The organism is Micromonospora sp. NPDC049101 (assembly GCF_040648675.1).
Lineage (GTDB): Bacteria > Actinomycetota > Actinomycetes > Mycobacteriales > Micromonosporaceae > Micromonospora.
The window spans coordinates 13,018-27,766 of sequence record NZ_JBEZED010000002.1 but is presented as its reverse complement, the minus strand read 5'-3'; the positions used below and the strand labels follow the sequence as shown (position 1 = coordinate 27,766).

Below are 14,749 nucleotides of genomic sequence, written 5' to 3'. Positions count from 1 at the left end.
CACCCCATGCAGCCAGGCACCACTGATCTCGAATACGGGGAACCGTTCAACAAGGCGTTCGACCATATCCGCTCCGGCATCGACGAGGCGATCGCCACGTTCAACGAGATCGTCGAGCAGGTACAGCAGTGGAAGTGGCTCCTCGGACCCGCAGCACTCCTGTGGATCAAGCACAGCCTGGATACCACCCGAGCAGGGCTGAACGCCATCCTCGACCGCGTCGAGCAGGCCCTGGAGCATCAACTGCCGGTGCTCTCGCTCATCGACGTCAGCTTCCGCTGGGTCAACGACGTGAAGACCCCGGTCTCCGAGCTTTCCTCCGCCACCACCGACCCGGCGAACGAGAACCTGCCCAAGTGGACCGGCGACGCCGCGAGTGCCTACAACGCCAAGGCACTCAAGCAGAAAGCCGCGGTCGACGAGTCCGTCGTCAAGTCGGAGTTCATCAGCCAGTGGCTGTTCACGATCGCCAAGGCGAACGTCGACTACGCCGTCGAACTCGCGAAGATCGTCACGGGACTGGTCGGCAAACTGGCGCAGGCGGCGTCCGAAGGGGCAACCGTCATCGACCTACCGTGGGCCATCTCCACGCTCGCCGAGTCGGTCGGAGACCTGGTCACCGCCGGCCTGGACGTCCTGCTCACCATCGGCCAGCGCTTCGTCGACGCGCTGGGCAACGTCCGGGACATCGCCACGCAGGTCGGCGACCACTCGAAGCTACCCGGGGGGCGGTGGCCCGAGGCCGTGCGAGGATGACCGACGGGCGCATCACACCGTGGGTACGGCCGCCTGAGTCGCCTTGAGCAACGTCAACGCCTTCGATGCGAGCGTTTCGGTGGCGGCATACGAAGTGCCGCCGACGGCCAACCAGACCTTCACCACCAGGTTGCCCGTGCGCGCCCGGACCATGTACTCGGCGTACTTGAAGCCGGGCTCGGAGCGCCTGGTGAAGGCTTCGGCCTCGTCGCCCACACCGGCGATGACGCCGGCTGGAGTCATCACCGTCACCTGCGCCGTGGCCCGGTAGAGCAGCCGAGCCTCCTGCTCACTGACTGGCGTGGACGCCTCCACCCGCAGATTCGCCTGATGCCCGTCCTTCATCCGCATCTCGAAAAGACACGCCGCACCCGGCTGCCCCAGCGGTGGCTTCGGATCGGTGCGGGCCACCGTCAGGGACAACTCCGCCAACGGCCGAAGATCAGTACGCTTACACAGGTCCAAATCTTGAGCGCGGTAGACAGGGCCGACCGAGGCTGTAGGTGCGGTGGAGGCAACGCTGCTCGTGGCCGGCCCGGCGGTCGGCGCAGCCACCGGAGCAGAGGCACCGTCACAGGCGGCGGTGGCGAGTACCGCAACGAGCGCCATGACAAGACGAGAAACACCGGCCGACGCAGACACGTCTCGAACATACCGGCTGCGAAGCTGGCAGACTGCCCGAGCGACGAGCCACTATGGTGCCGGGTATGACCGCCGCAGAGACCCCGGAGCACATCGCCCGGACCCGCATGGTCACCGCCCGGGCGGTCCTGCAGGGCCACGCCGATCTTCGGACGTACCCCCATCGTCTCTTGGCCGTCGTCTCCCATCACGGCGTCAGCGGCGACAAGGTCAGCGAGGCGGTCGCCGCCGCCGAGGTCTTGGGCCAGTTCGGCTGGGACCTCGTCAACATCTCGGAATTCGCCTCCAACAAGATCGTCTACGCCTTCCTGCGGAGACGATGACGATGGTTCTCTGACCATGCCGTGCCTGACGCAGGTGCCCCGCCATCGGGCCGAAGCGTTCGGTGAGCGCGTCAGCGGCCGTTGGGTCGGAACTCGCCGTCGTTGGGTGACGGCGCCCCGCTGTTGGGCTGGCACGAGGTGTCCCGGTTTCCCGGAAGGTCTGCCGCAATCATTGTCCGGCTCGACCCAGCGACGACCGCGTGCCGTCACCGTGCGGATAACGCTGGTCGATGCTGAGATTCAGCGCAACACGCCGTCCGTGCCGTCGTCGTCCGCGCCCCATACGTCGTCGTCTTCCCTGAGCCATGTGCCGTGTTGGGACTCTTCGTTGCCGTCGTCGGCCCCGCTGTTCGTCCCAGTCAGGCCGCCCCGGACGCCACCGCCGGCAGGACGCGCGCCCGTGCTGCCGGACCCACCCCGGCCGCCCGCGCCGATCATGCCAGGCGCCATCGCCGCACCGCCCCTGCTGGACGGACCATTGGCACCGCGCCCGGCACCACTGGTACCAGCCGCGCCACCCACCATTGGCGACATGCCGAGGCTAACCGGGCGGCCCAGGGAACCACCGCCCGGGATGTGGGCACCGGCCCCGCCCAGGCCTGCCGTGCCACCAAGGCCGCCGCCCCCGGCGCCCAGGCCGGTCGCGCTGGGCACGCCACCGCCGGCACCAAACCCGGAGTTCACGCCGGTAAGGGTTCCCGTACCTGCGCCTGCGCCGGCCAGGCCGCTGCTGTACTCGCCGGCCAGAGCGCCGTCACCGAGGTCGCTGCCGGCGCCCGGGGGCTTGCCGCTGCCGCTTGGGGCGTTGCCGTCGTAGCCGCCAGTGCCGGAGGAGAGCTCCGGGTGGGTGCCCGAGCCGAAACCTGCCCCGCCGGAGCTGATGTGACCGGTTCCCAGAGAAGGTTCGCCGCCGAGACCGCCGGTTGAAGGCCCTCCACCGAGGCTGGCTGCCTGGCCGGTGCCGCCGGTGCCCGTTGGACCTTCCAGGTCTACCCCGCTCGGGCCGCTTCCTGTGCGCTTCTCCGACTGAGTGCCTCCGGGGGTCTCCCGCTCCCGGGCTGCGTAGTCGTTGCTGACCTGGTCGTAGGCTTTGCGCGCGTCCTCGGTGTTGTTGTGGAAGAATTCGCCGATCCGGTCGTTGAGCTGGCCGAGCTTCTCCATCGGCCAACTACCCGCGAAGTCGGCCCGGACGCTCGCCTCGAACAGCCCCGTCTCGATGACTATGGCACCGTTGCGGGCCGCCGCCAGGTCGCCCACGCACCCCTGTGGGACCGGCATCGCGTTCTGCGCACGCTCCAGATCCTGCGCGGCGGTCTGCAGGACGGTCACGATGCTGTGCTGACCGCTGCCCGACTCTCGGGCACCGTCCACAATCGTCTCCGCTTGCCTGGTCAGCCCTTCCATGTGCGTGCGAAACGCGTCGTATGCCGGGCCCTTCCAGCTCTCACCCAGGTCGAGGACGTCGGCGTCCACCAGCCGTTTCACCTCCTCGACGTTGCCCAGCAGCGCCTGCCAGCCCAACGCAGCGCTGGTAACGTCGGCCGGCCGGCCTGCTACCAGCACCTGGCGCGCCATGTCCTCCCAGCTCAAAGCGCTCACATCAAACTCCTTCCGCGCCGGGGCGCGGACCGAGGCCGCCGGCCTTCAAGGCCCGCTGCATCTCCTGCGCTGACATCTTGTTCGCGTCCTCGGCGGTGTCGTACTTACGCTTGACCTCGCGCAGCGCATCGGCCGCCCGGTACATGTCGTTGGAGAGATTCGTCAGCGACTCCGAGGTCGTCCTGTGCAGACCATGGTGAGCGGCGGCCAGGCTCAACCCCTTGGGAAAACCGCCCAGCGCGCCGCCGGGGCTGGCCAGCGCCGCTTCGCCGCCGAGCAGGTCCTTGATCTCCTCCATGTCGACGGCGAGCCGACGCAGGTAACTTGCGTGCCGCTCGATGTTGTCGGCGGCCGCTTCCAGACGGTCCGCCTCCCACTCGGTGACGTCGCGCTGACCGGGCCCGCCCACGATCTGCAACGGCGCCGATCCTGCGCCGGCGCGGACGTCATCCTGACGGAACCCCACCGCCGGCCCGTGCGCAGCCACCGTGGCAATCGGCCGCAACGGGCTGCCCGCCGGCATCGCGTCGGCAACGCCGGGCGGCACCCGCATCCAGCCCTCCACCTGCGGTTGACTGTTACCCTCGTCGCTCATCTCCATCCTCCCCGGTGATCGGTCGGTGGTGTGTCAGCGCTGGTGCGGGCCGCCCAAGCCCTGGGGCGGCGAGGTCCCGGGCTGCCCCGGTAGCGCCGCGGGTGGAGGGAATGGGGGTACGGGCTGCGGCCTGGGCTGATGAGGATGCTGCGCAGCATCCGACCGCAGGGGCGGCGAACCTCCCGGCGGGCCGTACCCGGACGGCGGGACGGCCGGGTGCCCGTACCCAGGCGGCGGGAAGCCTGGCCCACCCCCCAGCGCACTGCCCGGTTCGGGTCCGACCGGCGGCGCGGTACGGCGGCGCCGGCGGCGGGCGACGACTACGGCCAGCACCACCGCGCCGATGACGACGGCCAGGCACAGCAAGCCCGCGACGATGATGCCGGTCTTGTTCTTAACCTTGATGGCGACAGCCGGCCGCTCGGTCTGCTCCCCCGTCGGGGCGGCCGTCACTCCACCCGGCTGCGCGCCGGCGGCCAAGAGCGGGTTGACGTCTACGGCTGGTACCGGCCGCTGCAGCGCGGCAAGCGCGTCCACCGCGCCGAAGCCGAACTCTGGATCCCGACCCGGCACCCCCACGTCGCGGGCCGTCCGAATCAAACGATTGATCACGTTCGCCGCGTCCAGGTCCGGGTAGCGTGACCGCACCAGCGCGACCACCCCGGCGAGGATGGCGGTCGCCTGACTCGTGCCCGAGGCAACCGCGTAACCGTTATCCTGCACCGCCGTCGGCACGGGAGCGATGATGTCGTCGCCCGGAGCCGCGAGGACCACCTCAGGGCCAGCGACCGAGGCGCGGGCGATGCCTTCCGATCGGGTTGTCGCATTGACCGCAATCACACCAGGCGCATTCGCCGGAGAGTCGACCGTCCGACCGCCCGCGCCGGTCGCCGCGACGAGCACGACGTTCTTGCTCAGGGCGTACTGGACCGCCTCGACGATCCGGATGCTGGCGGGCTGCTCGAAGCCGATGGACAGGCTGATCACGTCAGCTCCGGCGTCGGCAGCCCAACGGACGCCCCGCGCCACCTCACCGTCGTTGCCGTCGCCCTCGCTGCCGCCCAGCGCGATCGGCAGGACCTTCGCCTCCGGCGCGATCCCGAGCTGCCGGTTCTGGTCGCCGCCCCGCCCGACGATCAGGCCGGCCATCGACGTGCCGTGCCCCTCCTCCGTGTCCCGGTCGACCCAGCCTTGCGGAGATCCCGCCGGGGCGGCACCGGGGCGGCCAGCCAGTTGGCCAGCGAGCGCCGGATGCGTCGCGTCGACACCGCTGTCGATGACGGCGATCGTCACCCCACGCCCCTTGGTGATCTCGTGGGCCTGCGGGATCTGCAGCGCGTCGAGATACCACTGCAGGCCGCGTACCGTGTCGGCCGCCGACGCTGGAGCTGGCACGCCCACCACCCCTGACCCGACCACCACGCCGACTATCGACACGGCGACGGCGAACGTCAGCACCGATCGGCGACCCTTACCCGTACGCACGGCACTCCCCGAACCTCGACGACTCGCTACGCGTACAGCTTCGGTCCGGCTCAAGGCGGACCGAAGCTGTACGTCTGATTTTCTCAGCCCCGCACCTTGATTGGCGTTGCTCATCTCAGTGCAGACATTGTTCGCACGGGTAACGCCGACGGCGCCGACGAGCTCGTTCAGAATCTTGCCGACGTCCCGGACGGAGGTGTAGTCGCTGCTCCGACCTCAAACACCAGCTCACGCCCTTCCGTCTCTTGTGGCGGCGGCCCGCGACGCGATCCCCCGCGCATTGCCGCCAACCCACCGGCCGCCGGTGCAGGTGAGACGGTAGCGCAACGCGTCAAGATCCCGCCACCCTGTGTGACCAGCTGAGCCGGCCCCACGCCTCGTGCAGGTGATTCGACGATTGCCATCCACGCCAGACTCGTCGGCAACCCGCCGCGCGGTTCGCCATCACCGCCGGGTCGGAAGTTGGCCAACGGTTGGGTAGCCAACGCACTGCTCCCCCAGCAAACCCACCGTCACGACCGCTCTTGGTGGTCGTGAGCACGGGCCAGCCAGTGTGGCAGCCACCCACCGATGACCAGATCTTCCGCGACACCCGAGAATCCCAACGGGCCGAACCCATCGTCCCGAGACGGCAGACCCGACCCATACGTCCACACCTCCACCTTCGACCACCACCGCGACATCCTTCACGTCGACGTCATCGTCGGTGGCTCGCCGATCTGGATCTCGGTGTGGCGCAGCGGCCCCCTTGGCGAGATCAGCGAGTCCACGTAACGCCACCTGCTGATGCGTCGAATCATCGCCGTCTACAGCCGGCGCGGCGCAGCCGTGGTCGACTTCGACGGCGACCCGACCGTTCGTAACGAGAGCATTGCGGCGGGCCGTACCTACCGCCCGGTCACTCATGCTGCGGACCTGGCCGGTCTCGACACCGTGGAGCAGATCGACCTGGTCGTACTGCGCTGGCCGCGACCCCAGCCGCCCGCGCGACCCAGGCCGGTCGACGGTGCGGTGGCCGATCTCTTCCGTACCCTCCGGCGGGTCATCACCCCGGACGGCTTCGCGGTCCTCCTCGTCGAGCAGCGTCCGGCCCGACCGACGCCCACCGAGGTCGTGCATCTGGCCGGGCTTGTCCCCAGGGGCTCAGCGGGTCCGCCGACGCCACCCGACCCGGCGACAACACCCGCCGGATCATCCGAACGACAGGGGCAGGAAGTCATACCGGGCCGGGCGACCGAGGGTCCCCGGCTGAGGACGATCCAAAAAGGTAAGGGGGGGTAACGGGGCGACGGTCGCTGACTCCGGGCAGCCGTATCCGAGCAGGCCCGGGTTCGTTACTTAGACGACAGTGGAAAACGGCCTGTGGTTGATGGCTATACGCAGATTTAGTGAGGGGCGACGGAGCGTGGCGAGAGAAGACCGGTGTCCCTATCGTTGCAGGCAGGAGCAAGACGCTTCAGGGGTGGCGTGCTGCAGGCCCGCTGATGAGCTGCCCTCACCATCGGTTGGTACAGGTGCAGGTCACGCCCACTCAGGAGTGGGCGGGGACACCGCCCTGCGGCTGGCTGGGGTCGGCAATGGCAGCTGCGGAAGGTTACGGCAGCCGGTCGACGTGCGGCATGCGGGCGCCCTACCACCGGCTGCGGTCTTTGAACTGCTGGCGGCATCTGTGCACGACGGCTGGATGTCATTGACGCATCTGGCCATCGCACTGATGGGGCTTGTGCTGCTGCTCGCTTATTGCCGAGCGGCTGTTGCAGGGTTTCAGGAAGGCTGTGAGACCTGTGCGGTCGATTCGGCACCCTTAGGGCAGGCCAGGACCAGGGAAGAACCCCGGCGTCGGCGTGGTCGGCATCGAGCGAGAGGCCCTCGGAGGACCCTCTCACGAGGCGAAACTTCGTAGGCGCGCTCGCGAATCATCTTCGTCAAGACAACTTTCGAGGAGCTCTTCAAGGACAGCCTTGTAGTCGTTGACTCGGTCGTCTTCCACAAGCGCGACGTCGAGCGCCGGAATGGAGCCGAGGTATACGATATCCGGATCGACATCGGACTCGAACTCGTGCAGAGAGAAAGAGCCGAGGAGTTTCCTTGTAATTTCAGCGTGACTGGGAAGAATCCGCATCTCGACATGCGGCTTGTCGGCCAACGCTTTAAGGCGTTTGCGCTGTTCTGCAACTATCCCGGGCTCCATGGGAGGAGTTAGCACGGGTTCGGGAAGGATAAAGCGGGCACGACGATTGCGACCATCTTCGAAGAAGCGTTGTTGTCGCGCCATGCGCAATTTCACGAGCCGCTCTATCACGCCGCCCTCATTAGGACCGATAGTGGTCGCGGTGACAATTTCCGTCGCATAATCCTCAGTTTGCAGGAGGCCTGGCACGACGAGCGGGTGATACTGGGTGACGCGCACCGCGTCATCTTCGTAGCCGAGAAAGTCCATGTAGGAGGCGCTGGAAATATCGCGATACTCACCGGCCCAGTGATGCTGACGGGACCGGCGTGCGACTTCGAGCAGGCCCGCCACCTTTTGGGGATCACGTACGCCGTAGAGATGCAGCAGCAGCTTCAAGTCACTGAGCGATATGCTGACCACGCCACTCTCAATGCGGATCAGTTTCGAGACCGACCATTCCATCTTCTTGCGGACGTCATCGAGTGTCAGCTCTCGACTTTCCCTAAGGCGGCGCAACTCGACACGAAGGCGTCGGCGATTGGTCATCGGCCCTTGACCAAACGTCATACTTTAAGCACCTTCCTTGGAAAACTTGCGCACGGCAACCTGCGCAAGGAAAGTTGCCGATGGCTGTCAACCAACAGCCGACCGGGTGTCGCAGTCCGCCACAACCTATCAGATAGCGCATCCTCGCATAACCTCAAGCCATCCCGGGTAAATCCTCTACCTTTAAGCACATTTCCCCTGCTACTCTGAACACGGAGCGCAGTCGCAAGCCACACAAGACGCGAAGCACGCAGGCCGTCAGACATTAGCGACTGGCGCTCATCCGCTTCACCCGCCGACACGCCAAGCGTTGTGGGCATTCGACAAATTCCTTTCAGCCACCTTGCACCAGTGGAGAAAATGTGGATGCGAGCAGATTCGAGCGACCCTTGTGGGCGCGACGCAGCTCAGCATGCAGGGAGGACAACTGCGTCCTGATCACCTGCTATCCCGGCGCTGTCCAAATAGGAGACACAAAGGCTACGAAGGATATCCTTGAGTTCTCACCTCGCTCCTGGCAGGCGTTCCTCACCGGACTGAGTCGCGGCGTCCCTGGACGCGCTAGCTAGGCCACTCGACCAGATGCGTTCAAGAACCATCGGCACTTGGCGCCATGCAACGCAGACCAGGCCCTTGCGCAGTACGCTGCGGCCTCTGCTAGAGCAACGCCGACGTGGCTGGTCGGATACGGGCAAGACAACGATCCGGCCAGCCCGTCACCATTCATCCAACGATGCCATTGCATGGCCGTAAGGTCACCTCTCTCACGTTTCGACCGAGAAGGGCAGCGCCCTTGATCAGCGTTCCCAGTCGCGAGCGCCGCGCCCGGCAGCCCGCCGCTCCACTACGATCACCCTAAGTGGATAGTCGCCTGAAATCGGTCCGACAGGCCGGGATGCCCAAGTTTGTCTAACTAGCCATATTTACGCTACAACATGGCAATCACAGTGCCCGGATTCCCCCTCGGCTAGCGCTGCGACTGGGTCGAAGTTGCTTCGGACGATCCGGACGGCTGCAGCCTCATCGAGATCAGCTTTGATATCCGCGCCATCGGGCATTGGTACCTCCATGCGACGTGTGGGCCAACCACGCCTGGGTGCCGGACGAGGTGCGCGCCGTACGGTCGGTGGTGTTGGCCCAGGAGGCGTGTGCGGCGATGCGGGCACGGCGGCGACGCTGCTCCGGGGTCATGCCCGCACTGTCCCGCACTGCCCTGGGCGCAGTTCCTTCTCGGGGTCAGACACGTTCACCGATCCCCATTCGGGCTTGCACCTCCTGGGCGCGCTCGGCGGCAGCACTGGCGCCGTAGTGTCGCGGCATGTCGTCGGATGTCCAGCCGAGCACGAGCATCAGGTCCCCGGTGTCTCCTCCGGCCAGCTTCCACTCATGCGCGTAGGTATGCCGCCAGCGGTGGGCGTGCACGCCCTCGACCCCAGCGGCACACTGAGGAAGGAACCTGCGACCTGAGCGCTACCTCGAGTCCGATCGATGTTGCTCGGTGAGCAGGGACCCGTCAGTAGCTGACTACCTCAGGTTTTGGGTGGAAGGTGATTGGGTGTCGTTGGCTGCGTAGCCGCGGGCGAGGATCAGCACGCAGGAGAACAGGCCCGACCGTGCGCCGGCCACTTGCTCGTGCACCGAGAGGATTTCTCCGGTGCCAGGGTTGATGATGAGCTGCGTCGTGGAGCCGTCCGCGGTCGCCGTGAAGCCGAGCCCGGTCCGTCCAGCGAAGTCTGTTTGCTCGCCTTGATAGGCGATGTGCGGCACGGCGGCGAGGACGCGCAGGGTGGTCCGGCGCTGATCCTGGTTCAGGTACTGATGGGTAGCGAGGCCGGTGACACCGTGGACGAGGATTCGCGGGTAGGCCGGTTCCCCGGCCAGCTCGCGTGGGGCCAGCACGCTGGCGAGCACGGTGGCTTCGGTGGGCAGAGGCTCCGCAATGTACGCCTTGAGGTCGCCCGCTAGGTATGGGGTGATCGTCTTTCGGGCTGATGCGAAGCGGTCGCGCTCGGCCTGGGTCGGGCGGTGGGCTAGGCCAGGCACGTCGGGGAGCCGGCGGGTCACCTCGCGGCCGGAGTCGTCGGCGTCGCGGCGCCAGCGCTGGAGGTCGATGCGGGCGATCTTCTTCGTGACGCGGGTCCACGACTGGGTGTGCACGTAGGTGTAGGGCAGGCCGGTGGCGGCGTCGGCGGGTGTACTGCCGACGATCCCCGCGAGGGTCATCAGGCGTTCGTGCGGGGTGAGGCCGGGATCGGTGGCGGCCGTCGGAGGTGTTGTGGTGCTCTGCTGCCGTGGTGTTCCGGACGCAGACTGCGGGTGGGTCTGCCCAGCGGGGGTACTTGATTGGCAGGCAGTGAGCAGGACTCCGAGAGCGGTCGCTGTCACCAGGTGGGCAAGACTAGTCCGTCGGGTCATGGGCATCGTGGTGATGATTCCTCGCTGGAGGCAAGTGGTCAGAGGACTGGCGCGGGCCCGCTTCGGCGTTGACGCGGCCCCGCGTTGGTGTGGTCGGTCGGACGCGAGGGCGCGGAGGTCGCTCGGTCTGTTTCGTTGGCCTGTAGGGGCTAGGTGGCACTGCGGAGCAGGTTTGTCAGTGCCTGTTGGCCCCGGTCGGTGAGCATGGCCGTCAGTGAACGCTGGCGCGTCACTTGCCGCAGATGTCCGTTGGCGAGTAGCACGTTGAAGGTGTCGCGGACGGTGCCTTCGGAAAGGCTGTTCACCGTGGCGGCTAGCTCCCGCACGGTCCACGTCCGCGTTGGGTCGTCGAGCAGTGTCGTGTAGATGCGGCGCCGCCTGTCCGCCATCGGCCCGCCACCGGAATGACTGCCTCTCACCATCCGGTCAGATCTGCTCGCCGCGTAGGACCGGATAGCGGTCACCGGGCGACGGCCTGGACCTGACGGGTGTGTCGCGGGTCGGCAGGGCGGCGGCTCGGGTGAGGTCCAGGACCCGCTGCCCGGCGCTGACCTGGACTCGGTCGAGTTGGTCGCTCAACAGCCGGGTGCGCGCTCTATGTGCTGCCTTGCGCCGTTGCTGTCCCCCGACCGACGGGTCAGTGCCGTTGGTCGCAGCGGTGTGGCTGGTGTCGTCGGTCATGCTGACGGGCTCCTATCGGTGAGTGCGGTCTGGAGATCGTGTTAGGGGTCGTCGGTTCCGGCCGGATGGGCGTGGCCTTGGTCAACACAACCGGCGCGCATGCGGGCGAGTTCGTGGCGCAGGCGCGGGCCGTCGCGGTGACCTGGGTGCGCGACGTGGTGGTCGGCGGCGGTGCGGGCGAGAAGTTGACGCGCTTGGGCGCAGTGCCCGTCCTGGTACAGGACGAGAGCGAGGGTCGCTTGGGCGGCGAGGGTGGGCAGCGCCCGAGGACCCTCGGCGGTGCTGTGGTGGCAGGCGAGGTCCCGGTAGCAGTTCGCGGCTTCGGCGAGGTCACCCGTGCGGCGGTGCGCGTCGGCGAGGACCTTGAGGGCGGCGCGCGCCTGCGGTGAGGTGGCACCGCGCAGGTGGTGCAGGGAGCGGTACGCCCACCGGGCCCACGGAAGCGCAGTGGCGAGGTCGTCAGCGGCGAGCGTGAGTTCCGCGAGCAGGGCTGCGGCGCTTGCGGTGGCGACGTCCAAAGGGGGATTGCGATCGGTGGGATCGACGTAGAGCAGTCCGGTGCGCAGGGCTCCGATGGCGCGCTCGTAATCGCCGCGGCCGGCGCGGCTGTGGGCGTAGTCGAGGCGCTGTGCCATGGCCATCCGGGGTCCGACGAGCTGCCACGGGCTGGACCGCCACATGATGTGCAGGTCAGTGGGCTCGGCACCGACAGCGACGCGAAGGATGCCACCGGGGGCGTAGGCGGCAGCATGATTGATCATGCCGCGCGGCACGAGGTGCGGCAGGAGGTGCAGCACTGCCTGGGCGACCGCGTTACCCAGCGGTTGCGCCGGGACGGGTGCGCGCCCGCAGGTGGGCATGCAGAGGTAGACCGGTGAGCTCTCGGGGAGCTGCACCAGGATCATCGGATGGTCACAGGTGTGGCAGGCCGCCAGACCTGGCGGGACCGGGGCGCCTGGCACCGCTCGTGCCCGCGCCACCCACTCTCCGATCGTTGCGGATGACACGCCCAGCTCGCTGGCCACCGCGCTGATCGCCCTTAACAGGCCGTGCTCGGCGGCACGATCGAGCGTGGCTGCCACCGCGTCGACGACGAGCGCCGGCGTCCATGAGGCCACCGGCACGGACCGCGTCGGCATAGTGCGCTCCCCCTTTCTGATCTGATCGCTATGCGGCCAATGAGGTGGCCGGCACCTGCCATGACGGCGTGAGCTGCGTGCAGACGGCGCGGTGGTTTTCGCTGGCCGGAGTTCGCGCGATGTCGCTGATGTGGGTGCGAAGAGGGTCGCCGGCCGTCAGGTAGCGGGCGGCGATGGTCGCGGCGACCCTGAGGCAGCGCTTCGAGATGTCGGGTGATCCGCAGTCGCGGTAGAGGCACGCGAGCTGGGTGAGCGCTTTCAGGGTGACGGGTGCTTCGGGTCCGTGGCGGCGTTCGGCGGTGGTGTAGACGTCGGCGAAGTCCCGGATTGCCTTCTCACAGCAGCCGATGCGATGGCGTGCGTCGGCCAGGCCGGCGCGGGCGTGCAGGGTCCGCTCGTGGCTGGCGCCGAGTTCGGCGGTGGCGAGGTCGACCAGGTCGCGGTAGGCGGTGACGGCCTGGTTGGCGTGTCCGGTCAACGCGGACAGGGGTGCCAGCAGCGCCGCCGCGTCGAGGCGTTCCTCGGGGTCATCCGTGTGGTGGGCGAGCGTGTGGGCGTAGACGGCCCACTGGTAGGCGTCCGTGAGGTCGCCGAGCGTCTGCCGCGCTGCGGCGTGGTCGATTGCCGCCCGAACGGGCATCTGGTGGAGTCCGCGCGCCGGTTGCGGTGCCCGGGGCATCGTGAGGTGCATGGTTGTTCCCTTGCATCGTCGAAGGGCTGGCGGTAACTGTCGGGCTACGTCTGCGCCGCCAGCCAGGTGCCGTAGGGGCAGGCCGTTGCGGTGATTGGGGTACGCGGCGACGGTGTGAGCGAGGGCAGGTCAGCTGAGTTTGGTGTGGCCGGCGGCGGGTGTATCGGAGGAAGCCCGCCGTCGGCCACGTCGGTTACCGCTGCCGTCCCCTTCGCAGGCGGGCGACGGGCTTTGTGCGCCCGGCGCGGGCTCACCGCTCGTTAGCGGGTCATGGTGCTGTCATCTGAGCGTGCGGTGTCGGATTCCGCGCGCGTCGGGGCCGCGGCGGCGGTGGGGTTGGCGGCGGCGATCGGCCGCGATTCGCGGGCCGTGCGTGGGGCGCGGTACATCAGGGTCACCGTTGGCCCGTCGGGGAGGGTGAGCGTCGCTCGGGGGAGGTATTTGTGTCGGAGGTACAGGTCCTGGGTGTCGGGAAGGGTTTCGGTCCAGGCGGGCAGGTTGATGTGGTCGAGGCGGGTTTCGTGGTGGGTGAGTATCGCCGCGCCGAGGCCACGCCGCTGGGCGTCGGGGCGCGCGGCGAGGATCGCTAGGTGGTGGTGCGGGTCGAAGGGCCGCTGGTTGGTGAGCAGTTGGTCGAGGACGGCGAAGCGCGGCGCGTGGGTGCCAGCGACGGTGTCGAGGCGGCTGCGGAAGTTCGCTGGTGGCGCGATGGGCCGGTAGCGGTGAAAGGCGACGGTGGTAGCGCTCAGGTCGTCGGTGATCTGGATGTCGCCGTGGAACATGGCGTGCTCTACCCAGATCGCCGCGACGCCGGCCAGGACGCGGCGGCGCGCGGCCGGGTCGGGCACCAACCATTCGCCAAGCGAGCTGGGGTGCATGGCGTCGGCAATGAGGGCGGCGACCGGGTCTTTGTCCACCCAGCGGGCGGTACGGATGCGCGGAATGACGTCCATCGAATTCTCCAAGCACGGCGGGGCAGATGGACTGCCGGTGTGTCCGGAAGGTCAGCGGTATGCGGCGGTGGCGAGATCCCCCACGGCGGCGTCGACCGCCGCGGTGATGTCGCGTACCGGCTGGTAGTGGCGTTCGGCGATGGCGTGTAGCTGTGCGGCGAGCACGGCGATGTCGTCAGCGAGGTAGAGATGGTTGAGCAGCCCGAGGGTCGTGACCAGCCCGGCGAGAGCGGCGGTGTGGTTGTCAGGCTGGTCGCGGCCAGTGGCGATGTAGTGCAACCGGGCCCGAGCGACAATCGGCCACTTGACGTCCACGAGCAGGTAGCGGTCGCTGCGGGCAAGCCCACCGAAGCGGCGGCGCTGCTGGTGGCGCAGGATCCCACCAGCGACCAGGCCCGCGCGGGTGCGCTCGTACAGATCGCCGGCGAACCCTCGCACCCAGCCGCGCAGGGATGGGGCCGGGCGCGCGTATTGGATCGACGAGAGCGCGCTGTCGGCGATCAGGTCGCCGAACGGCTCGTGCAGGCGAAGCCACAACCGCCGCTCTGCGCCCGGCTGGTCATCACCATCGGCGGGATCGAACGCGACGCGACCGGCGAGGACCAGGTCGATCAGGACCGCGCCGGCGAGGCCGAGGGCAAGGGCCTGGCGGTGGATCTGCGGCTGGCCGGAGTCATCGTCGTGTCCGAGCAGGAACAACTCATCGCGCAACGGCAGTCGGGGAGGCAGCGCGGTCATCAGGTCACCCCGG

18 protein-coding genes are annotated in these 14,749 nt (G+C 68.1%); 5 read left to right on the top strand and 13 right to left on the bottom strand.

Annotated elements, in window-relative coordinates; all coding sequences use genetic code 11:
* Positions 1-6: 6 nt before the first annotated feature.
* Positions 7-756, top strand: coding sequence for a hypothetical protein (locus AB0B57_RS02855; protein WP_357064558.1), 750 nt, complete (start codon positions 7-9; stop codon positions 754-756).
* A 12-nt stretch (positions 757-768) separates the two neighbouring features.
* Here AB0B57_RS02855 and AB0B57_RS02850 read toward each other — a convergent pair whose 3' ends face one another.
* Entirely contained in the window at positions 769-1,398 is a 630-nt protein-coding gene (locus tag AB0B57_RS02850; protein ID WP_357064556.1) for a hypothetical protein, read from the bottom strand.
* A gap of 65 nt (positions 1,399-1,463) precedes the next feature.
* Here AB0B57_RS02850 and AB0B57_RS02845 point away from each other — a divergent pair, with 65 nt between their 5' ends.
* A complete protein-coding gene (locus tag AB0B57_RS02845) occupies positions 1,464-1,721 on the top strand; it encodes a transcriptional regulator (protein ID WP_357064554.1) in 258 nt (85 codons plus the stop codon).
* Between the two features lie 240 nt (positions 1,722-1,961).
* Here AB0B57_RS02845 and AB0B57_RS02840 read toward each other — a convergent pair whose 3' ends face one another.
* From AB0B57_RS02840 to AB0B57_RS02830, 3 genes are read right to left on the bottom strand one after another with little or no spacing between them, the layout of a single operon-like run.
* A complete protein-coding gene (locus AB0B57_RS02840) occupies positions 1,962-3,320 on the bottom strand; it encodes a hypothetical protein (protein ID WP_357064553.1) in 1,359 nt (452 codons plus the stop codon).
* Position 3,321: 1 nt separating this feature from the next.
* A complete protein-coding gene (locus AB0B57_RS02835) occupies positions 3,322-3,915 on the bottom strand; it encodes a hypothetical protein (protein WP_357064551.1) in 594 nt (197 codons plus the stop codon).
* A 33-nt stretch (positions 3,916-3,948) separates the two neighbouring features.
* Positions 3,949-5,400, bottom strand: coding sequence for a S8 family serine peptidase (locus AB0B57_RS02830; protein WP_357064550.1), 1,452 nt, complete (start codon positions 5,398-5,400; stop codon positions 3,949-3,951).
* Positions 5,401-5,970: 570 nt separating this feature from the next.
* Between AB0B57_RS02830 and AB0B57_RS02825 the strand changes: the two genes are divergently transcribed.
* Positions 5,971-6,174: a hypothetical protein gene (locus tag AB0B57_RS02825; protein ID WP_357064549.1), complete on the top strand. Its 204-nt coding sequence runs from the start codon at positions 5,971-5,973 to the stop codon at positions 6,172-6,174.
* A 12-nt stretch (positions 6,175-6,186) separates the two neighbouring features.
* On the top strand, positions 6,187-6,681 hold the full coding sequence (locus AB0B57_RS02820; protein WP_357064547.1) for a hypothetical protein: 495 nt from the start codon (positions 6,187-6,189) through the stop codon (positions 6,679-6,681).
* A gap of 601 nt (positions 6,682-7,282) precedes the next feature.
* Here AB0B57_RS02820 and AB0B57_RS02815 read toward each other — a convergent pair.
* Positions 7,283-8,140 (bottom strand): DUF5753 domain-containing protein, encoded by an 858-nt coding sequence (locus AB0B57_RS02815; RefSeq protein ID WP_357064545.1) that lies wholly within the window; start codon positions 8,138-8,140, stop codon positions 7,283-7,285.
* A gap of 341 nt (positions 8,141-8,481) precedes the next feature.
* Here AB0B57_RS02815 and AB0B57_RS02810 point away from each other — a divergent pair, with 341 nt between their 5' ends.
* Complete coding sequence (locus tag AB0B57_RS02810; protein ID WP_357064543.1) at positions 8,482-8,688, top strand: DUF397 domain-containing protein; 207 nt, start codon at positions 8,482-8,484, stop codon at positions 8,686-8,688.
* Positions 8,689-9,355: 667 nt separating this feature from the next.
* Here the strand turns inward: AB0B57_RS02810 and AB0B57_RS02805 are convergent.
* The 8 genes from AB0B57_RS02805 to AB0B57_RS02770 form a co-directional block, all read right to left on the bottom strand.
* Positions 9,356-9,541: a hypothetical protein gene (locus tag AB0B57_RS02805; RefSeq protein WP_357064541.1), complete on the bottom strand. Its 186-nt coding sequence runs from the start codon at positions 9,539-9,541 to the stop codon at positions 9,356-9,358.
* A gap of 102 nt (positions 9,542-9,643) precedes the next feature.
* Complete coding sequence (locus AB0B57_RS02800) at positions 9,644-10,342, bottom strand: hypothetical protein (RefSeq protein ID WP_357064540.1); 699 nt, start codon at positions 10,340-10,342, stop codon at positions 9,644-9,646.
* 341 nt (positions 10,343-10,683) lie between these two features.
* Positions 10,684-10,923 carry a hypothetical protein gene (locus tag AB0B57_RS02795; RefSeq protein WP_357064538.1) on the bottom strand — a complete coding sequence of 80 codons (240 nt, stop codon included), beginning with the start codon at positions 10,921-10,923 and terminating at the stop codon, positions 10,684-10,686.
* A 37-nt stretch (positions 10,924-10,960) separates the two neighbouring features.
* Positions 10,961-11,215 carry a hypothetical protein gene (locus AB0B57_RS02790; protein ID WP_357064536.1) on the bottom strand — a complete coding sequence of 85 codons (255 nt, stop codon included), beginning with the start codon at positions 11,213-11,215 and terminating at the stop codon, positions 10,961-10,963.
* A gap of 41 nt (positions 11,216-11,256) precedes the next feature.
* Entirely contained in the window at positions 11,257-12,354 is a 1,098-nt protein-coding gene (locus tag AB0B57_RS02785) for a hypothetical protein (RefSeq protein ID WP_357064534.1), read from the bottom strand.
* Positions 12,355-12,382: 28 nt separating this feature from the next.
* Positions 12,383-12,994: a hypothetical protein gene (locus AB0B57_RS02780; protein ID WP_357064532.1), complete on the bottom strand. Its 612-nt coding sequence runs from the start codon at positions 12,992-12,994 to the stop codon at positions 12,383-12,385.
* 311 nt (positions 12,995-13,305) lie between these two features.
* Complete coding sequence (locus AB0B57_RS02775) at positions 13,306-13,998, bottom strand: N-acetyltransferase (protein ID WP_357064530.1); 693 nt, start codon at positions 13,996-13,998, stop codon at positions 13,306-13,308.
* Between the two features lie 51 nt (positions 13,999-14,049).
* On the bottom strand, positions 14,050-14,736 hold the full coding sequence (locus tag AB0B57_RS02770) for a GPP34 family phosphoprotein (RefSeq protein WP_357064529.1): 687 nt from the start codon (positions 14,734-14,736) through the stop codon (positions 14,050-14,052).
* Positions 14,737-14,749: the final 13 nt, after the last annotated feature.